We start from the raw sequence: 26,461 nt of genomic DNA on the forward strand, positions 1-26,461 counted from the left end.
ACTCAAAAACCCTGTCCCTGTGACAGGGTTTTCTCGTTTTTGGCCGGTGTTATTGCGCAGGCTGACTCAACATTTCGATCCACAGCGCGCCCTTGCCCGACGGTGCTTCACTGACTCGCTTCAACGCGCCGTCCGGGGCAATGCTGTAACTGCCGATCTTTTCGCTCTTCTCTCCGGACACCAGCAACCAACGCCCGTTGGGTGCCACGGCGATGTTACGCGGCTGCTTTTCCTGAACCGGGTAGTTATCAACGAAAGTGACTTTGCCGCTGACAGGATCCACCTTGAACACCGACACGCTGCTGGTGGTGCGCTCACTGGTGAACAGCCATTTTCCGTCCGGAGAGATTCGCACGTCGGCCGCCCAGATGCGCGGCGTCGGGTCGTCCTTGAGGTCGTTGTTACGGGCGTCACGCACTTGACCTGGGGCCAGCTTCAAACGCTCGGGAATACCGTTGGCCTGACTGACCTGTTTCAATCCGCCGGTCTTGTCATCGATGGCGAAGGCGCTGACGGTACCGCTCATCTCGCCCACTACATACAGGAACTTGCCGTTAGGCGAGAACGCCAGGTGACGCGGCCCGGTGTTGTCCGCAACCGTGACGAAACCTTCACCGATGGGCACCAGTTTGCCGTCTTTAGGCTCCAGACGGTATTGCAGGATGCGGTCAACCCCAAGGTTGCCTGCGTAGACAAACCGGTTGCTTGGATCGGTGCGCACCGAGTGGGCGTGCAGGCCGGTCTTGTAGGTCTGAATGCTATCGCTGGGACGGTGCTGCGCATCAATGGGCTGAACGCTCAGCAGATCAGCGCCGTAGGATGCGCCCATCAGAAAGCGACCGCTGCGATCGGTGGACAGGTAAGCCAGGCTCTCCGCCAGCGGGCCCTGTGCCAGTGGCTTCAAATGCCCGGTAACCGGTTCGATGCTGAAGCTCACCACCTGATACGGTTTTGCGCGCAGTGCAGCGAACAGCGCCTTGCCATCTGGCGCGAGGGCCATCGGATTGACCTGATCGCCGGCTTTGGTCTGCTCCACCAGGCTAAGGGCACCATTCGCGTCGTCCAGGCGATACTGCGAGATCAGCCCGTCTGCAGGACTGGAGATATAAGCGAAGGTCGATGCCTGGGCAGGCAGACCGAATGAACAACCGACCGCAGCGGCCAGCAAGAGGATTTTCTTCATGGAAGCCCTTTTTGTTATTGTTTGTGATCAGTCATCCTATGACTATAGCGAGCGGACGGCAACCGGCTAACGCGGAGCGCGTTGCAAAGCGGCAAGCCAATCGTTAGCGTGCTTTCATTTCTACTTTATGCACGCCATGATGAAGCACTCCCACCGCCTGCCAGCGAACGAGCCCCATGTCTGTCGCCTCATCTGAACAACCTGCCGCGCAGCCAAGTTCGACAACGATCACGCTGCAAATCGTCTCCATCGTTTTCTACACATTCGTAGCCTTCCTGTGCATTGGCCTGCCGATCGCCGTACTGCCCGGTTACATCCACGATCAATTGGGGTTCAGTCCGCTGGTGGCCGGCCTGGCGATTGCTTCGCAATACCTGGCCACCTTGCTCAGCCGCCCCTTTGCCGGTCGCGCCACCGATACGCTGGGCAGCAAGCGTTCGATTGTCTTCGGCCTGTGGGGAATTGGCATCAGCGGCGCAATGACGCTGATGGCTACGCTGCTCGAAGACTTTGCCACAGCCAGCCTGACGATTCTCATCCTGGCTCGCCTGTTTCTGGGTGTGTCCCAGGGATTGATCGGCGTCGGGACCATCAGTTGGTGCATCGGCAAGGTCGGTTCGGAGCACACCGCTCGCTCGATCTCCTGGAATGGCATTGCGTCGTATGGCGCCATTGCCATCGGCGCGCCGATGGGCGTGGTGGTGATCGGAGCCACAGGCTTCGACAGCCTGGGCATCGCGCTGATGGCAATGGCGGGCATGGCGCTGTGGCTGATTCGCAACAAGCCCTCGGTACCGGTGATCGCAGGCGAACGCCTGCCCTACTGGTCTGTGTTCGGCCGCATAGCGCCCTATGGACTGGGGCTGACACTGTCATCGATCGGCTACGGCACCCTCACGACCTTCATTACCCTCTTCTACCTTAGCCGTGGCTGGGAAGGCGCTGCCTATTGCCTGAGCATGTTCGGCGTGTGCTTCATCCTCGCCCGCCTGCTGTTCATCGGCGCCATCAACCGGCTCGGCGGTTTCAACGCGGCGATTCTGTGCATGGCAGTTGAAACCTGTGGGTTGGTATTACTGTGGCTGTCACCGAACAGCGGTTTTGCGCTCGCCGGGGCCGGACTGACCGGTCTGGGGCTGTCGCTGGTCTACCCCGCGCTGGGCGTGGAAGCGATCAAGAACGTCCCGACGCCGAGCCGTGGCGCTGGCCTGAGCGCCTATGCCGTGTTCTTCGACCTCGCGCTGGCAATCGCCGGCCCGGTAATGGGCGCCATCGCGGTGGGCCAAGGCTATGACTGGATATTTTTCTACGCGTCCTTGCTGTCCGTCTGCGCCCTGTGTCTGACCTTATGGTTGTCACGACGAGCCCGTCTGCAGCTGTGAACGTTACGTTGAAAGGCAGTTCTGGAATAAGCTTTTCTTTTTTTGTTCCACAGGTTGCACTATCAAGACTGCTGCCAACCGTCGGTCGGTCAACTTCTTGACGCTGGACAGGATCCCTTCTTGACTTGATATCACGGCCCTTCGAACACGATCGGATCAGGCTGGCAGAATCGTCGTCGCCACCTATCATCGCGACGTCACCTGCGTGGCAGTCGGGCACGCGTCACCACCTTCCATTGCCTCCCTGCCCGGATTCCAGGGAGAGCAGTCATGACGATCAAGCGTTTCCCTTCCTGCTGCCGCGGCAAGCTGTTGTCGGTCGCCTTGCTGGGGATCGTCTCCCCGCCTGCCGAGGGTGCCTGCACGCTGGCGTCCACCGCCGGAAACGATGTCCAGGTCTGCGACCGCGGCAGCAGTGGCACAGTGGTTTACTCGGGCGGCTACGACACGCTGATATTTCCTGAAGCAGGCACAGGTTCGGTGCTGGGCAACGTCAGCTTCGGCGCAGGTCAGGACAAGGTCGATATGCGCTCGGGCACCATCACCGGCAATGTCAGCCAAGGCGCCGGAAGCGATACGTTCACCGTCTCTGCTGGTTCCGTGATTGGCGAAATCAGCCAGGGTAACGAACCGGACGTATTCATCATGAGCGGCGCAGCGGTCGGTTCGCTGGTCCAGGGTGATGGCCTGGATACGTTTCGCATGACTGGCGGCACGATCAGCCGGGCATTCGAGGACGGCGATCGGGCGACGATGAGCGGCGGCAGTATAGGCCGGGTGGACATGAAGCTGGACAACAACCTGTTCGATCTGTCCGGCGGAACCCTTCTCGGCAATCTGGTGACAGGGTTTGGCCGCGATACCATTCTCGTCTCGGGAGGCAGCATCGGCGGCGTGGTCAGCGTCAGTGGTGGTGACGATCAGTTGATCGTCAGCGGTGGAGAGTTACGTGGGGGAATCAGGGCCAGCTTCGGCAATGACCGGTTCACCTGGCGTGACGGTGGGCGCGTGCGCGGTAGCGTACTGATGGCTGAAGGCGACGATATCGCTGCGCTGTACAACCTGAACGAGTACTACCTGAGCAGCAACAACGTGCTTGATGGCGGCCCTGGCAATGATGTGCTGACGCTCGATCACACGGCCTCCTCCTCACCGGCGCGTTACCGTCAATGGGAAACCGTCAACCTGAACGACGACTCTCGACTGGACATGGCGGCGGATACGCTGACCCTGGGTGACAGTGTCAGCAGTACCGGCGTCATGAATGTCGATGCTGGCAGCCGGGTGTCCTCTGCATCCGGCAGACTTGCGCCGTTCGACGGTACCTCGTCGGTCACGCTGAACAACGCAGGCACCGTCGATCTGAGCGCTGGAGCACCTGAAGATACGCTGACCGTGCACGGCCATTACACCGGGCTCAACGGGCAATTGTTGTTGCAGTCAGTGCTCGGGGACGATACCGCTCCCAGCGACAAGTTGGTGATAGCGCAGGGGCGTATCGGCGGCACTACGCGCATGATCGTCAGCAACACCGGCGGCCTGGGCGCGCTGACTCAGGGCAACGGCATTGAGGTGGTGCAGGCTACCCAAGGGGCCGTCAGCGACAACACTGCGTTCTCGTTGCAGAACTCGTTATCTGTCGGTGCTTATCAGTATTATCTGTTCAAGGGCGGTGCTACGGCGGGCAGCGAGAACAATTGGTTCCTGCGTTCGGCCGTCCTGTCACCGCCTGTTGCGATCGCGAGCTTGCCCGACGCACCCGAGCCGACGCCTCAGCCTTCTCCGGGACCAGAACCAGAACCGACGCCGTCGCCACAGCCCGAATCGCCGGTTTCGCCTGCCCAACCAACACCGGTGAGTCCAACACCCTCCACGCCTGCACCTGCTGCACGGCCCGCCGCCGCTCTGCCCGTTCCGGCCACCGGCACCCCGCCGCTGCCCGAACCGATTCGTGGCGCAGCGCCGATTGCGCTGTACCGTCAGGAGGTGCCTGACTATTCGGTGATCGCGCCTGCTGCAGCGATGCTGGCGCTGTCTTCGCTGGGCACTTTTCATGAGCGTCAGGGTGATCAGAGCCTGCTGACGCAAACAGGCGCGCTTGCAGCAGGCTGGGCGCGGATCCTGGGCGGCGATCTCAAACACAGCTGGGCTGGCACCGTCAGTCCCAGCCTGAACGCCACACTTACCGGCTATCAGATAGGCTATGACCTGTTTGCATGGCAAGACACAGAGGGCATCCATCAACGGGTCGGCCTGTTTGTCGCACACAATCGCCTGAAAGGCAGGATCAACGGGTTCGCCGGTGGCTTTAAAGACAGCAAGACAGGCCGCTTGAGTTTGCGAGGGGACAGCGTTGGAGCGTACTGGACACTGATCGGCGCTGGAAACGGCTATGTCGATGCGGTGCTGATGGGCACACGCCTTGACGGCGCCACCCGCTCTGACCGGGGTGTTCGTCTTGACGCCGACGGGCATGTGGCCAGCCTGTCCATCGAAGCAGGCTATCCGCTGCCCGTTTCCGAGAACTGGGTAGTAGAACCGCAAGTGCAGTTCATCCAGCAGCGCATCGACCTGAACGACAGGCATGATGGCCTTTCATCTATCGAATTCGACAATCGACCACACAATACGGCGCGTCTGGGCGTGCGTTTCGAAAGCCGTTACACCCTGCTGGACACACCGATCGAGCCCTACACGACTGTCGATGTCTGGCGCAACGCAAGCGGTCACGACGCGGTGATCTATGCAGGGGCGGACCGTATCCGGACCGAACACGATTCGAAAAACGTCAGTCTCGGCATCGGTCTGGTCGCGCATCCACGGCAAGAGTTGGGCGTGTACCTGAGCGTGGATTACCGCCAGGATCTGGATAACCGGGAGGTGAAGCAGACAGCCGCCAGCCTGGGCGTCAGGCTGGGCTGGTAGGTGAAGTGGCTTGAAGCGTAGATGCAGGGTGGACGCGTCCACCCCCCACTGCGCTCAAAGATCATGAACGGCTGAGGGCGGACACGTCGCCTATCGGCAGACGCCTTTAACTGGAGCTGGCCTGCGGCTTGAGAATCAAGACGGCCAGGGGCGGCAGGTCAAGCGTCAGTGAAACCGGCTGCCCGTGCGCCTGCTGGTCATCGGCCACCACACCGCCGCCATTGCCCAGGTTCGAGCCGGCGTACAGTTCGGCATCGCTGTTGAGCAACTCGACCCACTTGCCGTCGAACGGCACGCCGATGCGATAGCCCAGACGCGGAACCGGCGTCATGTTGGCGACTATGAGCAGCGGCTCACCCTCTTTGCTCCAGCGCAGATAGGCGTAGACACTGTTGGTCTTGTCATCGCCAATCAGCCACTGGAAACCCATCGGCTCGGCATCACGCTCATGCAACGCCTTTTCGTCGCGATAGATGCGGTTCAGATCGCTGACCAACTGTTTCACACCAATGTGATCCGCGTATTGCAGCAGGTACCAGTCCAGTTGCTGATCATGGTTCCACTCGCGCCATTGGCCGAACTCACAGCCCATGAACAGCAGTTTCTTGCCAGGATGGGTCCACATGAAGGTCAGGTAAGCACGCAGGTTGGCGAATTTCTGCCAGCGGTCTCCAGGCATCTTGTCGATCAGCGAGTGTTTGCCATGCACCACTTCGTCGTGAGAGATCGGCAGTATGAAACGCTCGGACCAGGCATACATCAGCCCGAAACTCAGCTCGCCATGATGGTGCCCGCGATGGATCGGATCCTGCTCCATGTAATGCAGGGAATCATGCATCCAGCCCATGTTCCACTTGTAGTTGAAGCCCAGGCCACCCTGCTGGGTTGGCTGGCTGACGCCAGGCCAGGCCGTGGACTCTTCCGCGATGACCATGGTGCCCGGCGCTTCCAGAGCAACCACGTCGTTCAAGTGACGCAGAAAGTCGATGGCTTCCAGGTTCTCGCGTCCGCCGAAACGGTTCGGAACCCACTCACCGGCTTTACGTGAGTAGTCGCGATACAGCATCGACGCCACGGCATCCACGCGCAGACCATCGATGTGGTAATGCTTGAGCCAGTGCAGCGCCGAAGCCAGCATGAAACCGTGAACCTCAGTGCGGCCCAGGTTGTAGATCAGCGTGTCCCAGTCTTGGTGAAAACCTTCCTTGGGGTCGGCATACTCGTACAGTGCAGTGCCATCGAACTGTGCAAGGCCGTGGGTATCGGTCGGGAAATGCGCCGGCACCCAGTCCAGGATCACACCGATTTCAGCCTGGTGACAGGCATCGACGAAGGCGGCGAAATCTTCGGGCGAACCATAACGGGCAGTCGGCGCGAATTGCGCCAGCAACTGATAACCCCATGAACCCCCGAACGGGTGCTCCATGATCGGCATCAGCTCAATGTGGGTGAAACCCAGTTCCTTGACGTACGGAATCAACCGGTCCGCCAGTTCCCGCCAGTTGTACTGACGCCACTGCGTGCCGTCCTCGTTCTGCTCCATCTGCCAGGAGCCGGCATGCAGCTCGTAAATCGACAATGGCGCAGAGACGTCATGGCGTTGAGCGCGCGATTCGATCCACTGACTGTCATTCCACTCGAAGTGCAGCGGCGCAGACACCTTCGAGGCGGTGTCAGGCGGCAAGGTCGTGGCCAATGCCATCGGGTCGCACTTGAGGGGCAGAATGCCGTGGGCACCCAGGATTTCGTATTTGTAGACTTCGCCCGGTTGCAGACGCGGTACGAAAATCTCCCAAACGCCTGTCGGATGACGCAAGCGCATCGGGTGACGACGTCCGTCCCAGTTATTGAAACTGCCGACCACCGAGACGCGACGCGCATTCGGGGCCCACACGGCAAACCGCACGCCGTCCACGCCATCGACATTGGTCACCTGCGCGCCCATGCAACTGCTCAAGTCGCGATGATTACCCTCGGCGAACAGGTAAAGGTCCATTTCACCCAGCAAAGGGCCATAGCTGTAAGGGTCTTCGGTGATTTGCTCACCGCCCGCCCAATTGATCTTCAACTGATAAGGCTGCGCGTGCTCTAGATGCCCCACGAAAAAACCGGGCACCTCACTCATCTGCAGTTCGCCCAACTCGCGGCCATCATCGGCAGCAAGCAGGCGCACGCTCAGGGCGCCGGGCAAGTAGGCGCGGACGAACTGCCCACTGCCGCCATCGCCGTGCGGGCCGAGAATCGAAAACGGGTCACGATGTTCAGCACGGATCAACGCATCCATGTCCACTGCGGCGGGCATCGCCTGGCGACGCGTACCGGTTTTGTCAGGTGCATTCATGTTGGCTCTCCATCAGACAGGTGCAGCAATCCACGCAGGCCTTGCAACGGCACGGCCAGCCAGCTCGGGCGATTCTCGGCTTCGTAGATTACTTCATAAGCGGCTTTTTCCAGGGTGAACAATTCCAGCGCGGCGTCCTCCCCTTGAGTCTCTTTCCAGGCGTGCGCCATACCGGTGGTCGCTGAGCGATAGCCGTCGATGAACGCCTCACGCGCCTGCGACAGATAAGTGCTCGCGACACGTTTACGGGCAGCGGCGGCCTCCTCGGAAGTGTCCACGCTCTGCGCGCTGCGCACGGCCATTGCGGCAGCGTAGTCGAAGGAACGCAACACACCGCTGACATCTTTGAACGGGCTGTGCCTGGCACGACGTTCGCTGAGTGCACGAGCCGGTTCGCCTTCGAAGTCGATCAGGTACGCATCGCCTTTCACCACCAGAACCTGCCCCAGATGCAGGTCGCCGTGGACGCGCATGCGCAGGCCGCCGACCGAGCGCCTGGCCAGTTTCGCAATGTGCTGTTGAATACGCTGGCGATTGGCCTGAAGCTCGCTCACCAGTTGCTGATCGTCGGCATTCAGATCGGCCTTGCGCTGCTCCAGCAGTTGCAAGGCACGCTCAAGCTGCGCCGTAACGCTTCTGGCCGATGCTTCGCCGTCTTCATCGCTAGTCACTTCCACCGCGAAATCAGGATTGTCGGTAGGCGCGGCAAGCATTTGATGCATTTCGCCCAGACGCTGACCCAGGTTGCGGGAAAAATCTGCCAGTTCAAGCAGTGCGTTGTAGTGCTGCTCCTGCTCGGACAAACCATGAGCCAGCTCATCACGCACCGCGCGCTCGAGGTTGTTCTGCGTCCACTCCCACGCATCGCCCTGGTTGCTCAGGTACCCTTGGGCAATCATAAGAAGATGCGGCTGGCCGTCATGCCCGACACGCACCACCGAACCCAGTAGCGGCGAAATATTGCGGTAACCCGAACGGGTCAGATAAGCGCCCATTTCCAGTTCCGGGTGCACACCGGCGCTGACCTTGCGGATGAGTTTGAGCACCAGACCACTGCCTACCACCACCGAGCTGTTGGACTGCTCGGCGGACAAGTAACGCACTTCCGATTCGTTATTCAGCCCCAGCGGGCCGAGCTGCGCGGTCTGTTCGAAACGCAGTTCGCCGTCATCGCACGCAATGACCGTGTCCGACTGCATGCCCTGAATCACCGCACGGATGAAGGTTTCCAAGGTGAACGCATCGGTAATCAGCCCTACTTGCCTGCCGCGACGCACCCTGGCCAGCGCCAGTTGCTGAGGCAGCGCGCTGCTGATTTCTTCTTCAGACAACAGGCCGAACGGCAATTGGTAGCGCTCGGTCTGCTCGCCTGAGGTGACCTCGATTTCGTTGAGCAGAACCGGGTGCGCAGGGTCGCCAAAGCGCACGGCGTAAGCGATGTTGACCCGCTCGATCGGTTTGTCCTTGCCGGCAAACCAGCGACGCTTGGGCAGATAGACTGCCAGTGAAGTGTTTTCCATGGTGCTGCGGAGCGGCTCGTCGAGCAACTCCTCCAGACGCTTCTTGAGCACCAGGGTCGGGAAGTCCGGCATGCTTTGCGCCGGTTCGACGTGCCAACTGGGCATTTGATTCTCCGAAGCCAGTAGAAACCAGTAGAAGCCGTAGGGCGGCAGCGTAAGCAAATAGCTCAACTGGCCTATCGGCGGGAAGGCGCTGCCACCCAGCATCTCAACCGGCACGGTGCCGGCATACGCCGACAGTTCGAGCTCGGCGGCCTGGGCAGCGCTGGAAACGTTGGCCACACACAGCACTATTTCGCTGTGACCATCAGGTCCGGTGTACTCACGGATGTAGGCCAGAATGCGGCGATTGGACGGCGACAGCATCTTCAACGTACCGCGCCCGAACGCCTTCTGTTGCTTGCGCACCGCCAACATGCGGCGGTTCCAGTTCAGCAGCGAATGCGGATCGCGCTCCTGGCTTTCGACGTTGACCGATTGAAAACCGTACATTGGGTCCATGATCGGCGGCAACACCAGGCTGGCCGGATCGGCGCGCGAGAATCCGCCGTTGCGGTCAATGGACCATTGCATCGGCGTGCGCACGCCGTCGCGGTCACCCAAGTAGATGTTGTCGCCCATGCCGATTTCGTCGCCGTAATACAGCGTCGGCGTGCCCGGCATCGACAGCAGCATGCTGTTGAGCAGCTCTACGCGGCGGCGATCGCGCTCCACCAGCGGTGCCAGACGACGACGAATGCCAAGGTTGATCCGCGCACGACGGTCGGCTGCGTAATAGTTCCACAGGTAATCGCGTTCACGATCGGTGACCATTTCCAGGGTCAGCTCATCGTGATTGCGCAGAAAAATGGCCCACTGGCAGTTAGCCGGAATCTCCGGGGTCTGACGCAGGATATCGGTGATCGGAAAGCGGTCTTCCTGTGCCAGCGCCATGTACATGCGTGGCATCAGCGGAAAGTGAAACGCCATGTGGCACTCATCACCGTCCGGGCCGTGGCTGTCGCCAAAGTACAGCTGAGTGTCTTCCGGCCACTGGTTAGCCTCGGCCAATAACATGCGGTCCGGGTAGTTGGCATCAATCTCCGCCCGGATACGCTTGAGCACCTGATGGGTTTCCGGCAGGTTCTCGTTGTTGGTGCCATCACGCTCGATCAGGTATGGAATCGCGTCCAGACGCAGCCCATCGATACCCATGTCCAGCCAGAAGCGCATGACTTCCAGCACCGCATTCATCACCGCCGGGTTATCGAAGTTCAAATCTGGCTGGTGCGAGTAGAAGCGGTGCCAGAAATACTGGCCCGCGACCGGATCCCAGGTCCAGTTGGACTTCTCGGTGTCGAGAAAAATGATCCGTGTGCCGTCATATTTCTGATCGGTGTCCGACCACACATAGAAGTCTCGCGCCTTGGAGCCGCGCTTGGCGTGCCGGGCCTTCTGGAACCAGGGGTGCTGATCCGAGGTATGGTTAATGACCAGCTCGGTGATGACCCGCAAGCCACGCTTGTGGGCCTGAGCGATAAAGCGCCTGGCGTCTGCCATCGTGCCGTAATCGCTATGTACGTCGCGGTATTCGGAAATGTCGTAACCGTCATCCCGGCGAGGCGATGGGTAGAACGGCAGCAGCCAGATCGTGTTGACGCCAAGGTCGGCGATGTAGTCGAGCTTGTCGATCAGGCCCGCAAAATCGCCGATGCCATCATTGTTTGCGTCATAGAACGACTTCACATGAACCTGATAAATCACCGCATCCTTGTACCAGAGCGGATCCTTGATGAATGCCGCGTCATCGGGCTTTTTTGCCATAGCTGACTCCTTGCAGTTTTACTGCGCGACCTGGATACGCCAGATTCCGAACGGTTGATACGACGGGTCGATACGCATCCACTGCACCTTGCCGTACCAGTTCCAGCGATGGCCCGTCATCAAGTCTTCGCCCGAGGTGACCGCATCATCCGGCAGCCCCATGTCCCAGAGAGGCAGCTCGAAATGCGCTTCCTGAACGTTATGCGGGTCCAGGTTGACGGCGATCAACACATAATTGCTGCCATCGGCCGAACGCTTGCCGAAGTACAGAATGTTGTCGTTCCAGGCATTGAGCAGCTTGAGACCGAGATGTGTCTGCAACGCCGGGTTTTGCCGACGGATACGGTTGAGTTGGGCGATCTCGGCAATGATATTGCCCGGGGCCGTGTAATCCCGGACCCGAATCTCGTACTTCTCGGAATCCAGATACTCCTCCTTACCCGGAATCGGTGCCGATTCGCACAGCTCGAAACCGGAGTACATACCCCACAGCCCGGAGCCCATGGTCGCCAGCGCCGCGCGGATCAGGAAGCCAGGGCGGCCCGACTCGTGCAGGAAACGCGGGTTGATGTCCGGCGTATTGACGAAGAAGTTCGGTCGGTAGCAATCGCGCCACGGCACTTCATTCAACTGGGTGAAGTACTCGGACAGCTCGGCCTTGTTATTGCGCCAGGTGAAGTAGGTGTAACTCTGGGTGTACCCCACTTTGCCCAGACGCGCCATCATCGCCGGCTTGGTAAACGCCTCTGCGAGGAACATCACGTCCGGATGCTGATTACGGACTTCACCGATCATCCACTGCCAGAACGGCAGCGGCTTGGTGTGCGGGTTGTCGACACGAAAGATTTTCACGCCCTCTTCGACCCATCCCAGCACGATGTCCCGCAGCTCGATCCACAGGCTGGGGATCGCATCCGGTGCGTAGAAATCGACGTTGACGATGTCCTGATACTTCTTCGGCGGGTTTTCCGCATAGCGAATCGTGCCGTCCGGACGCCATGAGAACCAGCCCGGATGCTGCTTGAGCCAAGGGTGATCCTGAGAGCACTGAATGGCGAAATCCAGCGCGATCTCCAGACCGTGATCGGCGGCTGCCGACACCAGACGACGAAAATCCTCGCGGCTACCCAACTGCGGGTGAATGGCTTCGTGCCCGCCGTCTTCGCTGCCGATGGCATACGGGCTGCCTGGATCGTCGGGGCCTGCCGTCAGCGAGTTGTTCGGACCTTTGCGGTGCGCCCGGCCAATCGGATGAATAGGCGGGAAATACAGAACGTCGAAACCCATGTCCCGGATCATCGGCAGGCGCGAATGCACGTCATTGAAGGTGCCATGGCGCGCCGGATCGTCGGTGATGGAGCGCGGGAACAATTCGTACCAACTGGCGAACTGAGCCAGTTCACGTTCGATGTCCAGCGCAAACTCGGTGCTGCGACTGAGAAAGGCGTGGTTGTCCGCCTGTTTCATCAGACCTGCCGTTTCGCTGTGCAACAACAAAGCGACTTTCTCGTCATTGTCCGACTGACCCAGACGCTGCAGGACGCTCTCGATAGCCTGACGCTGCTCGCCCTGGCTGCGCTCTGCCGCATGCGTCAGGTGGATACGGCCTTCTTCAAGTTCCAGTTCGATCGGTACGCCCGCTGCAAACTTCTTCTCCAGCTCGTAGCGGTAGCTGCCAAACTGATCGATCCAGGCTTCAAGGCGGAAAACATAGCGAGCCACCGACGTTGGCGTGAACTCCCCTACCCAACTGTCGTTGCCCAGCTCACGCATCGACGCTGTATGCCAGTGCTCTTCATCGGCAGCGCGCCAGCGAATGTTGACGGCCATCTTGTCGTGGCCGTCTGCGTAAACCTTGCTGGTCACCGTAACCGGCTGACCAATGATGCCCTTAGCCGCAAATTGCCCGCCATCGATCACTGGCAACGTATCTTCGATCACGATGCGGGGTAACTGCAGGGCTTGGGTCAATGACAGTGGACGACTTGGGTGCGGAACTTCGGAGGCCAGGGAATCCGGGCCGTATGGCTGTTCATTCATCGAGCATCACTCCTTCACGCCCCAGGGACGCTCCTGTGCAATCCATGCAATTGAAAAAATTAACGATACGGCAGCACAAATCCCCCACGCGCTGAAAACTCGCCTGATTCGGCTGCTTAGGTTCCGAGCGGTCAGCGTTGCGAAAGTTCAAAGGTTTTGAGCAGTGGGAAATGCCGCTTCACAGCATAGCGTAGCTACGGTCAGGCGAGGGTCACCGAGCGATTGACCCACAGGCCACGGCCGGGTGGCGATTGGATTGAATCATCGGCGAAGCGTGTCAGTCGAAGCCAAGTCAACAGACCTAAAAAGGAAGCCAGGACTATGTCTCTCCCCACTCCGCCAGAACCGGTAGATCCTAATATCGACGACCCTGTTCTCCCAGAACCGCTGCCCGAGGAGGATCCACCGCCAACCATGCCGCCGATCATCGATCCGCCGGCAGGTGATCCTCCGATCAAGGAGCCTCCGGTCATTGTCTGACCTGCGGCGACCGTCACATTAAGGATCTTGCGACCCGTTCCTTTTGGCAGGGTTGTCTCCGGACGGGTCGGCCCGCTCAACAATATGTGGCACAAGACGAAGGATGCCCAGCGCCAGGAAGGTGCTGAGTATCGCCATCATTTCACGGCCCATGCCTGCCGCCACGCCAATGGCGGCGGTCATCCACAGGCCGGCTGCGGTGGTCAGGCCTTTGACTTGCGCAGCGTTTCTCGCATTGTCCTTGAGGATAGTGCCCGCCCCCAGAAAACCGATGCCTGCCACAAGCCCCTGAATCACCCGACTGATTGCAGCATCGTCAGCCCCGGTCAGGCGTGGTGCCAGGACGAACAGCGCGGCTCCCATAGCGACCAGCATATGAGTGCGAACCCCCGCCGCCTTGCCTCGGTTCTCTCGTTCGAAACCGAGTATGCCGCCCAACAGCGCAGCCACGACCAGTCGAACAGTTACTCGTGTCATTTGCGACGCGTCGGCAACGTCCGAAAACTCGGACTGCAACGTTGTCACTACTTCCTGCCACCATGCGTTCATTGCCGCTCCTTGAAAGTCGGATCGACACTATCGACCATCGGCGAGTGGCAGAGTGCCGATCAGCGGCCTCCGGCCAATTCGATGAATGTGCCAGTCGCATAGGATGCTTTGTCCGACAGCAGCCAGAGAATGGCTTCGGCCACTTCTTCGGCCGTACCCCCGCGCCCCATCGGCAAGGCCCCTTCAAGTTTGCTGACGCGAAACGGATCGCCGCTCAGAGCATGGAAGTCGGTAAAAATGAAACCCGGTCTCACGGCGTTGACCCGGATGCCCTCTGGCGCGACTTCTTTGGAGAGCCCGACGGTGAAGGTGTCCAACGCGCCTTTGGACGCCGCGTAATCGACGTACTCACCTGCAGAGCCGAGTCTGGCGGCAGCGGACGAGACATTGACGATACTCCCGCCATGACCACCATGAGCGGGCGACATGCGCAGCAACGCGTGTTTGCTGCACAGCATTGGGCCGACCACATTGCTCATCATCATTTTCAGCATGCGGAACTCGGACATCTCTTCCACACGGCAGGCCTGAGCCAGCGTTCCCGCGTTATTGACCAGGTGCGTGACGCGACCCAGTTCGCAATCGACACGGGCAAAGAGCCGGATGATCTCATCCTCGTTGCTGACATCGGCCTGCACGGTAATCGCCAGGGCACCCAAGGCCCTGACCTGGGCACAGGTCTTTTCGGCGGCGGCGTGATCGGACAGGTAGTTGATGCAAATGCGGTAGCCTTCGGATGCCGCGAGAATGGCCGTTGCGGCACCGATTCCTCGCGAACCGCCGGTGATGACGAGAACTTTTTCCATGAATGTGTCTCTTGCGCTGCTCAAAACTGGCCGTGAATACCGGCCAGGCACTGAAGCCGCGCTGGCGGTGAGCGATGATCCTGCCAGTGTTTGGAATCCGGCGCCATCACCGTGTTTCAGTTTACGCCTGACACGCTGTCGCGCGATTGCAGATTGAGCCGTGTCTCGACGGTACGGATGTCTTCGATGAATCGCTGAGCCGGCAGCGGATGACCGAGCAAGAAGCCCTGAAGCGCATCACAGCCCAGGCTGGTGAGGAAGTTCTGCTGCACCGAGGTTTCCACGCCCTCGGCGACAATGCGCAGGTTCAGAGCCTGACCGACGGCGATGATTGCGGACACGATGGCCGCGTCGTCGCTGTCATGTTCCAGGTCGCGGACAAAGCCGCGATCAATCTTGATTTCATTGGCGGGCAAACGCTTGAGATACATCAGGCTCGAGTAACCGGTGCCGAAATCGTCGATGGACAGATCGACGCCCATTTCCGACAACTGCTTGAGTACAGCCAGACTGGCGTCGGCATCGTTCATGGCGGTCGTTTCGGTGATCTCCAGGGTCAGGCAGTTGGCTGGCAGTTGATGGCGGGCCAGTGTGTCGGCCACGGTGGTCACCAGCTCCGCGTGGCAAAACTGCAGGGCCGACAGATTGACCGCGATCCGCCAGTGGGTATAGCCCTCGTTGAACCATTCACGCATCTGGCGGCAGGCCTCATCCAGCACCCATTCGCCGATCTGAATGATCAGCCCGGTCTTCTCGGCCAGCCCGATGAAGGTCGAAGGTCCAAGCAGGCCCTGTTCGGGATGGTTCCAGCGCAACAGGGCCTCGGCACCGGTCGGCATTCCGGTGAGCGCATCGAACTTGGGTTGGTAATACAGACAGAAATGACGGTGCCTGATGGCGGCGCGCAGATCCTGCGAGAGCTGCAACTGGTTGCGCGCGTTGCTGTTCATCGACGCGTCGAAAAAACTGTAACCATTCTTGCCTGCAGCTTTGATGTGGTACATCGCGGCATCGGCGTTGACCAGCAGTTCGTGCTGGCTCTGGCCGTTACCGGGGTACATGCAGATACCGATGCTCAGCGAGATCTGCACCATGTGCTCACCGATATCGAACGGCTGAGAAATAAGGTTCACCTGGCGGCACGCAACACTCAAGGCATCCTGCGGCCCCTCAAGTTCTATCAGTAACACGAACTCATCGCCGCCAATTCTGGCGAGCGTGTCATGCCGATGCAGGTTTTCCCGCAGGCGCGCAGCGACTTCACGCAGCAGCAGGTCGCCAATGTGGTGGCCAAAGGCATCGTTGACCGGCTTGAAACCATCGAGGTCCATGAACATCAGCGCAAAACAGCCACCCTGCTCGTTGACCTTTTTCATGGCCTGCTCGATACGGTCGGTGAGCAGCACGCGGTTCGGCAGGCCGGTGAGGTTGTCATGCAAGGCCAGATGGGTGAGTTCCAGATTGGCCTCGATCAAGGACTGGGCGAGCACCGTGGTACGGGCTTCCAGACGGGCATCGAGAATGGACACGGCCAGCGCGATGCTGAGAACCGCAAGGCTGGTGACCAGCACCAGCTTATCCAGCCCATCGGTACTCAGACCGTTGCCCCATGCCCCGCAAAAACTTCCAGTCGCGAAATTGGCCGCAGCCATGCCGGTGTAATGCATGCCGACGATGGCAATGCCCATGATCACGGCAGCACCGGCACGCGCCAGGTGCACGCGAGGCGCGTTTTGCCGCAGCCGGAAAGCGATCCAGAGCGCTGCACCCGAGGCAATGACGGCAATCGCCAGCGACAGACTGAGCAAGCCCGGATCGTAGTCGATGCCCGGCTGCATGCGCATCGCCGCCATACCGGTGTAATGCATGGCGCTGATACCCAGCCCCATGAACAACGCCCCCAGCGCCAACTGCAGCAGCGGCATTCGGGGCTGATTGACCAGCCACAGTGCAAAACCCGACGAGAGCATGGCAATGAGCAGCGAGCATATCGTCAGCGCAATGTCGTAGCCCAGGTTCAATGGCAGCACGAAAGCCAGCATGCCGATGAAGTGCATCGACCAGATGCCGATGCCCATGGCAAGGGCCCCGCCGATCATCCAGCAATACACCGCACGGCCTTTGGCCGACGCGATACGGCCAGCAAGGTCGAGGGCGGTATAGGACGAAAGCACCGCCACCAGGACGGAGATCATGACGAGCGAGGGGATGTAACTGCCGACCAACATAGACGCACCTGCAAAACCCGAAGAACGCGTCCCTGCCGATCTGATGCTGGTGATTCTACGCAGTTGTTGCAAAATGTCGCGGTGACTGGTCGAAAATATGGCACCAAGCCATTATATTATTCAATCGATTGATAGAAATATTTCATTCAAACACTTGATTGACTCAGGCTGGCACCCTCATCCGCCCTCTCTCATGGCGCTTTGCGCTCCGCCAGACCGCGCTCCACGTCCCAGCCACCACCGAGCGCCGCGATCAACTGAACGCTGGCAATAAGCCGACTTTGCAGCACGTTGAGCACTGTCCGCTCGTTGCTCAATGCGGTGGCCTGCACATTGACCACGTCCAGATACCCGATGAGCCCGGCCTTGTACTGATTACTGGTCAGGCGCAGTGAATCGCGGGCCGACACCAGTGCCTCCTGACGCACCGCTGCTTCGTCCTCGTAGACCTTCAGCTGGATCAGGTAATTCTCGACCTCACGAAACCCGTCGAGCACAATCTGTCGATACTGCGCGACCGTCAGATCGTAGGCCGCTTCAGTGCGGTCCACCTCGGCCGACCGGCGGCCGCCGTCAAACAGGGTCAGAGCCAGTTGCGGGCCGACCGACCAGAAGCGGTTGGGCAGACTGATCCAGTTGGCGAACGTGCTGCTGCTGTAACCGCCGCTCATGCTCAGGGTGAAATCGGGGTAATAGGCGGCCTTGGCCACACCGATGTTCGCATTGGCGCCCATGACCGAGCGCTCGGCCGCCGCGATGTCCGGTCGACGTTCCAGCAGTTGCGACGGCAGACCGACCGGGATTTGCGGCAGCGCGGGGATCGAGGTCGTTGCCTGCAGATTGAAGTCGGCCGGCGCCATGCCCATCAGCACGGCGATGGCATTCTCGAACTGCGCACGCTGCCACGCCAGATCGATCAGATCGGCCTGGGTGCTTTTCAGCTGGGTCTGCGCCTGAGCAACCGCGTCGCGTCCTGAAATGCCCGCACGGTATTGATTCTGGGTCAGCGTCAGCGAACGTTGATAGGCGTCCACCGTGGCTTCCAGCAAACGCTTCTGCTCGTCTATCACCCGCAATTGCAGGTAGTTCTGCACCAGCTCCGATTGCAGGCTCAACCGCATGGCGGCCAGATCGGCGAGACTCGCCTGGGCATTGGCCTTGTCGGCTTCCAGGCCACGACGCAGCTTGCCCCAGACATCGGCTTCCCAACTGACGCCCAGTTGCGCGTTGTGGGTTTCGCGGATACCCGAATTCAGGTTGGTGCTCCCCGACGTGCTGCTGCCTGTGCCCTGACTGGAACGCGTCTTGCCAACGGTCAGATCGAGAGTCGGAAAGAACGCCGCCCGCGAACTGCGCACCAGTGCCTGCGCCTGACGATACTGCGCCTCGTACTGCGCCACCGTCTGGTTGGACGTATTGAGTCGCTCCACCAGCGCATTGAGCACCGTGTCGCCATAGACCTCCCACCAGGCCCCTCTGGCCATGGCGTCGTCACGCGGCGTCGCCTGCTTCCAGCCCTCGGCAGCCTTGAACTGCGCGGGTGCCGCCAGTTCCGGTCGCTGATAATCCGGGCCGACCGCGCAGGCGCTCAACAGCAGAACACAGAGCCCAACGCCGAGCGGGCGAGCCAGCCATGAGTGATTGGGTTTGAAAGCCAGACGATCGGTCATAACGGATTTTCCAGAGCAGCATCGGTCCGCACGCCCCGCCACCGGCTGAAACGGTGACGCAAACGGTCGAGATAAAGGTAAACCACAGGGGTGGTATAGAGCGTCAACACCTGGCTGAAGACCAGACCACCGATGATGGTCAGCCCCAGCGGCCGACGCATTTCAGCGCCTTCCGCCGCACTCAGCAGCAACGGCAGCGCGCCTAGAATGGCCGCCATGGTGGTCATCAGAATCGGACGCAAGCGCTGCAGGCAGGCGCTACGAATCGATTCCTGAGGCGTCATGCCCTGATCGCGCTCCAGGTGCAGGGCAAGGTCGATCATCATGATCGCGTTTTTCTTCACCACACCGATCAGCAGGAATATGCCGAGCAGGGAAATCAGGCTGAATTCGCTGCGCAGCACGTAGATGCTCAACAAGGCGCCGACACCGGCCGACGGCAGGGTCGACAGAATGGTCAGCGGATGAATGTAGCTCTCATAGAGAATGCCCAGCACCAGATACACCGCGAGCAAGGCACCGAGAATCATCCACGGCTGGCTTTTTTGAGTGGCGGCGAAGGCGTTCGCCGTACCGGCCATTTTCGAGATGATATCGGCGGGCAGGCCGATGGCGGCGATGGAACGCTCGATGGCCAGCGTGGCCTGATCGAGACTGACGCCTTCGGCCAGGTCGAATGAGATGTTTTCCGAGGCGAACTGACCATCATGGGAAACACGGTCGTTTTCCAGACTGCGCTCGTAATGCGCGATGCTGGACAAGGGCACCCGCTGACCGTCGGCGGTGATTACCTGGACCTGCTCCAGCGTCACCGGATCCTGCGCGTATTTGGGATTGACCTCCATCACCACCTGATACTGGTTCAGGCTGTCGTAGATAGTCGACACCTGGCGCTGGCTATAGGCATTGTTCAGCACGGCAGTGACCATGTTCATGTCGATGCCCAGCCGTTTGGCGGTATCGCGATTGACGATCAGCGTCACCTGCTGCGCCCCCCGCCCTTCCCGTGCGTCGATGGCCGTCAGTTGCGGCAGCGACTTGAGCGCGGCGACTATTTGCGGGTACCACTTGCGCAGGCTTTCAAGATCGCCGCTCTGTACGATGTACTGATACTGCGAGCTGGTCTGCTCGCGTCCTCCACCCAGTTGCAGGTCCTGATCCGGGGCAAGGAACAGGCGACTGCCTGGAACGTGCGGCAACGTCTTGCGCAAGCGTTCGACGACCTTTTCGGCGGACAGCTTGCGTTCGCTGATGGGCTTGAGGCGCACGATCATGAATGCGTTATTGGTTCCGCCGCTGCCGCCAATGAAACCCGCGACGCTCTTCACGGCCGGGTCGGCCAGCACCGCACGCCGGTAGATTTCCATCTTTGGCTGCATCACCTTGAACGACAGGCCGTCATCGCCGCGCACGAACCCCATCAACTGCCCGGTGTCCTGCTGCGGCAAGAAGGTCTTGGGCACCACCACGTACAGTGCGATGTTGACCACAACGGTAATCAGCAGGCTGAACAGTGTCAGACGTGGATGACGCAGCACCCAGCCCAGCGTGCGGTCATAGGCTGCAACCATGCGGTCGTTGAGCCGCTCGCTCCAGCGCTGAAAGGCGTTTTCCTGTTCGGCCTCACGCGGTTTGAGCCAGCGGGCACACAACATGGGGGTGAGCGTCAGGGAAACGATCAGCGACACGACGATGGCCACCGACAGGGTGATGGAAAACTCGCGGAACAGGCTCTCCACCAACCCGCCCATGAACAGGATCGAAACGAAAACGGCCACCAGCGAGACGTTCATCGACAACAGGGTGAAGCCGACTTCCTTGGCGCCAAGGAACGCAGCCTTCATCGGGTCCAGACCGTCATGAATATGCCGGGATATGTTTTCCAGCACCACGATGGCGTCGTCCACCACCAGACCGGTGGCGAGAATCAGTGCCATGAGGGACAGGTTATTCAGGGAGAAACCGCACAGGTACATGATGGCGAACGTGCCTACCAGCGAGACCGGCACCGCCAGAGTCGGAATCAGCGAAGCGCGAAAGCTGCCCAGAAACAGGAACACCACCAGCACCACCAGCACGACGGCAATCAGCAGGGTCATTTCCGCCTCGTGCAGCGTGGCGGTGATCACCGGCGAACGGTCCATGGCGATATCGAGCTTGACGCTGGCGGGCAGTACGGCCTGAAGGGCGGGCAACTGCGCCTTGATCTGAGCGACGGTTTCGATGATGTTGGCACCCGCCTGTCGGTTGATCACCAACAGCACGGCCGAGTTGTCATTGAAAAAGCCGCTGTTGTAGCGGTTCTCGACCGCATCGCTGACCCTGGCGACATCCTTGAGCCGCAACGTTGCACCCTCCTGATAGCGGATGATCAGGGGCGCGTAGTCTTTGGCTTTTTCCAGTTGATCGTTGGCCTGAACCTGCCAGTTGTATTGATCATTCTCCACCGAACCTTTCGGGCGACGCACGTTGCTGCCCGTGATCGCGGTTCGCACATCGTCCAGCGACACGCCGTACTGGGAGAGCAATTGCGGCTCCAGCTCGATGCGTACCGCAGGCAGCGAACTACCACCGATCTGCACTTCGCCGACACCGGTCACCTGCGACAGGCTCTGCGACAGGATGGTGGACGCCAGATCGTACAGTTGGCCCTTCTCAAGCACGGTCGAGGTCAGTGACAGGACCATGATCGGTGCCTGAGACGGATTAACCTTCTTGTAGGTCGGCATGCTGCGCATGCCGCTGGGCAACAGGTTGCGGGAGGCATTGATCGCCGCCTGCACCTCACGGGCCGCGCCATTGATGTCGCGGTTTAGATCGAACTGCAGAATCACTCGCGTAGTGCCCTGGCTCGAGCTGCTGGACATGGTGTTCAGCCCGGCAATCGTTCCCAGCGAGCGCTCAAGGGGCGTGGCGACGCTGGAGGCCATGATTTCAGGACTGGCACCCGGCAGGCTGGCCGATACCACGATCACCGGGAAGTCCATGTTCGGCAGCGGCGCCACGGGCAGCAGCCGGAAGCTGACCGCGCCGAGCAGCATGATCGCCAGACTCAGCAGGACGGTAGCGACAGGGCGGCGAATGAAAGGCGCTGACAGGTTCATGCGTCAGCCTGCTCCAGCCGGGCGGGTGCGCCAGGTTTACGGCTCCAGCGACGGCCCAGACGATCGAAGTACAGGTAGATCACCGGTGTGGTGAACAGGGTCAGAATCTGGCTCAGCAGCAGACCGCCAACCATCACCAACCCCAGCGGCTGACGCAATTCAGCGCCAGAGCCAGTGGCCAGCATCAGCGGAATGGCCCCGAACAAAGCCGCGAGCGTGGTCATCAGGATCGGACGGAACCGCAGCAGCGCGGCCTCATAGATCGCCGTCTCTGGCTCGACACCGCGATTACGCTCCGCGTCCAGCGCGAAGTCGATCATCATGATGGCGTTTTTCTTGACGATGCCGATCAACAGGATGATGCCGATGATCGCGATCATTCCCAGGTCATTGCCGCTGAGCAGCAGCGCCAGCAATGCACCGACGGCCGCCGACGGCAGCGTCGACAAAATGGTGATCGGGTGAATGTAACTCTCGTAAAGCACGCCCAGCACGATGTACATGGTGACCACTGCCGCCAGAATCAGCAGCAAAGTGCTGGACAACGACGCCTGGAACGCCTGCGCAGCGCCCTGGAACTGAGTCTGCACGCCAATCGGCATGCCAATGTCCTTCTGCACCTGCTCGATGACCTCGACCGCGGCGCCCAACGCGACGTTGGGTGCCAGGTTGAACGACATCATCACCGCCGGAAACTGACCGATATGGGCAATCGCCAATTGCGCCTGACGCTGCTCGACCCGCGCCAGACTCGAGAGTTTGACCTGCGCGCCGTCAGTGGTTTTCACATGAATCTGCTCCAGCGCCTGCGGCCCCAGTACGCTGGCGTCGGCCGATTGCAGAACCACACGGTACTGGCTGGCCTGGGTGTAGATGGTCGAAATCTGCCGCTGACCGAACGCGTCGTACAGCGCATCGGTGATGTTGGCAACACTGACGCCGACCCGACTGGCCGCATCGCGGTCAATCAGCAGGTAGACCTGCAGGCCCTTGTCTTGCAGATCACTGGCAACGTCCGTCAACTCGGGACGTTGCGCCAACGCATCCACCAGCTTGCCACTCCACTCACTGAGCAGCTCGGCGTCGGGAGACGACATGCTGAACTGGTACTGGGTACGGCTGACGCGATCTTCGATGGTCAGGTCCTGAACCGGCTGCATGAACAGGCGGATGTCTGACAGCTTGTCGACTTCCGGCTGCAGCCGGTGAATGACCTCGGCCGCGGTCAGGTCGCGCTCCCCGTGAGGTTTGAGGTTGATCAGAAAACGACCGCTGTTGAGCGTTGCGTTGTCGCCATCCACGCCGATGTATGACGAAAGACTGACCACCGACGGGTCCTTGAGAATGATGTCCGCCAGGGCCTGCTGCCGCTCGCTCATGGCCTTGAACGACACCGATTGCGGGGCTTCGGAGATACCCTGGATCACACCGGTGTCCTGCACCGGAAAGAACCCCTTGGGTACCACGATGTACAGCAGGACCGTCAGACCCAGTGTGGCGATGGCCACCAGCAACGTCAGCGGCTGGTGCTTGAGCACCCAGCGCAGACCGCCGCCATAGACATTGACCAGCCAGTCGATCCAGGCACCGCTGGCGCGATAGAAACGGCTCTGTTCTTCTTCCCTGGGTTCGCGCTTGAGCAAGCGCGCGCACATCATCGGGGTCAAGGTCAGCGAGACCACCAGGGAGATCAGGATCGCAACCGCCAGGGTGATGGCGAACTCTCTGAACAGGCGCCCGACGACGTCGGCCATGAACAGCAGCGGAATCAGCACGGCGATCAGCGACAGGGTCAGGGAAATGAGTGTGAAACCGATCTGCTTCGCCCCTTTCAACGCCGCCTGCAACGGGGTTTCGCCCTCTTCGATGTGGCGCGAGATGTTCTCCAGCATGACGATTGCATCGTCCACCACAAAACCTGTGGCGATTGTAAGCGCCATCAAGGTCAAGTTATTGATCGAAAAACCGGCGAGGTACATGACCCCGAATGTGCCGATCAATGATAACGGCACGGCAATCGACGGAATGAGCGTGGCACTCAGACGACGCAGGAACAGGAAAGTGACCAGCACCACCAGCACGATCGCAATCAACAGCTCGTGCTGGACATCGGTGACCGAGGCGCGGATGGTCTGGGTTCGGTCGGTCAGCACCGTGACATCGAGTCCGGCAGGCAGGTTGTCGGTAATACTCGGCAACAGGGTTTTGATGCGGTCCACCACGTCGATGACGTTGGCGCCCGGCTGCCGCTGGATGTTGAGCAATACAGCCTGATTACGGTTGGCCCAGGCGGCGAGACGTTCGTTTTCCGCCCCTTCCACGATCTGCGCCACATCTTTCAAACGCAGCGGCGCGCCGTTTTTGTAGGCCAGAATCAGATTGGCATATTCCTCGGGCGACTTGAGCTGGTCATTGGCGTCCAGCATCGACACCCGGATCGGGCCGTCGAAATTGCCTTTGGGCTGATTGACGTTGGAGGCGCTGATCAGGGTTCGGACATCGGCAAGGTTCAGGCTGTTGGCGGCAAGCGCATCCGGGTTGACCTTGATACGCACGGCCTGACGCTGCCCACCGGCGATACTGACCATGCCGACGCCGCTGATCTGGGAAATCTTCTGCGCCATGCGCGTGTCGACCAGGTCATTGAGTTTGGGCAGCAACATCGTCTTCGAGGTGATCGCCAGTGTCAGCACAGGCGTATCGGCCGGGTTGACCTTGTTGTACACCGGTGGCGCGGGCAAGTCCGTGGGCAGCAGATTGGTGGCGGCATTGATGGCAGCCTGAACCTCCTGCTCGGCCACGTCCATGTTGATCTCAAGACTGAAACGCAAGGTGATCACCGAAGCGCCGCCAGAACTGGTGGACGCCATCTGGGTCAGCCCCGGCATCTGCCCGAACTGGCGTTCCAGCGGCGCGGTCACGGCACTGGTCATCACCTGCGGACTGGCTCCGGGGTACAGCGTCATCACCCGAATGGTCGGATAATCCACCTGCGGCAGTGCCGAAACCGGCAGCAATCCGTAGGCGATGAGACCGGCGAGGACAATCGCCACCATGCTCAGTGTGGTGGCAACCGGACGCAGGATGAACAGACGTGACATGTTCATACGCTTGGTTTATCCGCCTTCAGCAGCGATGCCGATTTTTCGGTACCGCTGTCCGGCTTGCCATGAAGCTTTTGCCCCGGCCCGGCGGGCACGTCCTTGCTGTCGCTGACGACTTCCACCTCGGCTCCGTCGCGCAGACGGTCGGTGCCCTCGAGCACAACCCGTGCGCCTGCCGTCAGACCTTCGGTAATGACGGTCGAGGTTTCGTTGCTCGGACCGGTCTTGAGCAGATTGATCTTGACCTTCTTATCGCCGTCCAGCACATAGACGAATGTGCCGTTGGTACCAAACTGAACCGCTGCGGTTGGCACCAGAACGGCTTGCGTCAGCGTATCGGCACGCAGCCGGACATTGACGAACTGATTGGGAAACAGCACTTCATCCTGATTATCGAAGCGCGCCTTGAACTTCAGAGTACCCGTAGCGACATCGATCTGATTGTCCAGGCTGGCGAGAACACCGCTGGCCTGCATCTTCACGTCGCCGCGATCCCAGGCTTCGACGGGCAGCTTGTCGCCAGTGCGATAGCGGGCGATCACACTGGACAGGTCTTTTTCAGGCAAGGTGAAATTGACTGATATCGGCTGGGTCTGGGTAATCACCACCAGCGCAGTGGTATCGTTGGCGGCCACCAGGTTACCGACGTCCAGTTGCTTGAGACCCACGCGACCGGCGATAGGCGCACGGATACGGGTAAAGTCCAGATTGAGCCTGGCTTCGGCCACTGCGGCCTGATTGGTCTTGATGGTGCCCTGATACTGGTTGACCAGCGACTCGGCGGTGTCCAGCGTCTGCTTGGCGATGCTGTCTTCAGCATAGAGACTGCGATAGCGTTTGACGTCCAGTTGGGCGTTCTTGAGCAAGGCCTGATTGGTTGCCAGCGTGCCTTCGGCCTGCTGCAACGCGACCTGATAACTGCGCGGATCGATTTCCGCGAGCAGATCACCCGCCTTCACCATCTGGCCTTCCTGGAAATTGATCTTGACCAGTTCGCCCGCCACCCGGCTGCGCACGTTGATGGTATTCATCGCAGTCACGGTGCCCAGCGCCTTGTAATAGATCGGAAAATCGCCCTGGGTCACTGGCGCGACGCGCACCGGAACGGCGGCAGCCGCCCCGCCGAATCCCGGCCGGGCCATACCGGTCTTGCTGGTCTTGCTGGTTTGCGCACTCTTGTCGGCAGCGTCAGTGCCTGACGTCGATGAGGAGCCCGGCCAGAATCTCCAGCACAGGCCGATGACGACCAACATGACCACTAGACTGATCAACCAGCGACGGGATTTACGAGGGCCAGACGATTGCATGAATAAATCAACCATTACA

14 protein-coding genes are annotated in these 26,461 nt (G+C 60.2%); 3 read left to right on the top strand and 11 right to left on the bottom strand.

The genetic code is table 11. The annotated features are described in order from the left end of the window. Nucleotides 1-49: 49 nt before the first annotated feature. Nucleotides 50-1,183, bottom strand: a complete 1,134-nt coding sequence (locus tag BZK31_RS00410; RefSeq protein WP_083180770.1) for a lactonase family protein — start codon at nt 1,181-1,183, stop codon at nt 50-52. 176 nt (nt 1,184-1,359) lie between these two features. Between BZK31_RS00410 and BZK31_RS00415 the strand changes: the two genes are divergently transcribed. Both BZK31_RS00415 and BZK31_RS00420 read left to right on the top strand, forming a co-directional pair. Continuing rightward, nucleotides 1,360-2,565 (top strand): MFS transporter, encoded by a 1,206-nt coding sequence (locus BZK31_RS00415; protein ID WP_083180771.1) that lies wholly within the window; start codon nt 1,360-1,362, stop codon nt 2,563-2,565. Nucleotides 2,566-2,835: 270 nt separating this feature from the next. Beyond that, entirely contained in the window at nt 2,836-5,490 is a 2,655-nt protein-coding gene (locus BZK31_RS00420) for an autotransporter outer membrane beta-barrel domain-containing protein (RefSeq protein ID WP_083180772.1), read from the top strand. A 106-nt stretch (nt 5,491-5,596) separates the two neighbouring features. On the opposite strand, the gene glgB is transcribed toward BZK31_RS00420, so the two are convergent. From glgB to BZK31_RS00435, 3 genes are read right to left on the bottom strand one after another with little or no spacing between them, the layout of a single operon-like run. After that, nucleotides 5,597-7,831, bottom strand: coding sequence for a 1,4-alpha-glucan branching protein GlgB (gene glgB, locus BZK31_RS00425; protein ID WP_083180773.1), 2,235 nt, complete (start codon nt 7,829-7,831; stop codon nt 5,597-5,599). After that, nucleotides 7,828-11,154 carry a maltose alpha-D-glucosyltransferase gene (gene treS, locus BZK31_RS00430; RefSeq protein WP_083180774.1) on the bottom strand — a complete coding sequence of 1,109 codons (3,327 nt, stop codon included), beginning with the start codon at nt 11,152-11,154 and terminating at the stop codon, nt 7,828-7,830. Before treS ends, glgB begins: the two co-directional genes overlap by 4 nt. 18 nt (nt 11,155-11,172) lie before the next feature. Next, entirely contained in the window at nt 11,173-13,194 is a 2,022-nt protein-coding gene (locus BZK31_RS00435; RefSeq protein ID WP_083180776.1) for an alpha-1,4-glucan--maltose-1-phosphate maltosyltransferase, read from the bottom strand. Between the two features lie 321 nt (nt 13,195-13,515). Here BZK31_RS00435 and BZK31_RS29640 point away from each other — a divergent pair, with 321 nt between their 5' ends. After that, a complete protein-coding gene (locus BZK31_RS29640; protein ID WP_083180777.1) occupies nt 13,516-13,674 on the top strand; it encodes a hypothetical protein in 159 nt (52 codons plus the stop codon). A gap of 18 nt (nt 13,675-13,692) precedes the next feature. On the opposite strand, the gene BZK31_RS00445 is transcribed toward BZK31_RS29640, so the two are convergent. The 7 genes from BZK31_RS00445 to BZK31_RS00475 all read right to left on the bottom strand — a co-directional run bounded on the left by BZK31_RS00445 (nt 13,693) and on the right by BZK31_RS00475 (nt 26,457). Continuing rightward, nucleotides 13,693-14,223: an MgtC/SapB family protein gene (locus BZK31_RS00445; RefSeq protein WP_083180779.1), complete on the bottom strand. Its 531-nt coding sequence runs from the start codon at nt 14,221-14,223 to the stop codon at nt 13,693-13,695. 59 nt (nt 14,224-14,282) lie between these two features. Beyond that, complete coding sequence (locus BZK31_RS00450) at nt 14,283-15,029, bottom strand: SDR family oxidoreductase (protein WP_083180780.1); 747 nt, start codon at nt 15,027-15,029, stop codon at nt 14,283-14,285. Nucleotides 15,030-15,145: 116 nt separating this feature from the next. Continuing rightward, nucleotides 15,146-17,257, bottom strand: coding sequence for a putative bifunctional diguanylate cyclase/phosphodiesterase (locus tag BZK31_RS00455; RefSeq protein WP_083180782.1), 2,112 nt, complete (start codon nt 17,255-17,257; stop codon nt 15,146-15,148). A 191-nt stretch (nt 17,258-17,448) separates the two neighbouring features. After that, nucleotides 17,449-18,927 (bottom strand): efflux transporter outer membrane subunit, encoded by a 1,479-nt coding sequence (locus BZK31_RS00460; protein ID WP_083180784.1) that lies wholly within the window; start codon nt 18,925-18,927, stop codon nt 17,449-17,451. Continuing rightward, nucleotides 18,924-22,031, bottom strand: coding sequence for a multidrug efflux RND transporter permease subunit (locus BZK31_RS00465; RefSeq protein WP_083180785.1), 3,108 nt, complete (start codon nt 22,029-22,031; stop codon nt 18,924-18,926). The genes BZK31_RS00460 and BZK31_RS00465 overlap by 4 nt, the downstream gene beginning before the upstream one ends. Beyond that, nucleotides 22,028-25,138, bottom strand: coding sequence for an MdtB/MuxB family multidrug efflux RND transporter permease subunit (locus BZK31_RS00470; protein WP_083180787.1), 3,111 nt, complete (start codon nt 25,136-25,138; stop codon nt 22,028-22,030). The genes BZK31_RS00465 and BZK31_RS00470 overlap by 4 nt, the downstream gene beginning before the upstream one ends. Then, entirely contained in the window at nt 25,135-26,457 is a 1,323-nt protein-coding gene (locus BZK31_RS00475) for an MdtA/MuxA family multidrug efflux RND transporter periplasmic adaptor subunit (protein ID WP_083180789.1), read from the bottom strand. Before BZK31_RS00475 ends, BZK31_RS00470 begins: the two co-directional genes overlap by 4 nt. Nucleotides 26,458-26,461: the final 4 nt, after the last annotated feature.

This window comes from Pseudomonas floridensis (genome assembly GCF_002087235.1).
Lineage (GTDB): Bacteria > Pseudomonadota > Gammaproteobacteria > Pseudomonadales > Pseudomonadaceae > Aquipseudomonas > Aquipseudomonas floridensis.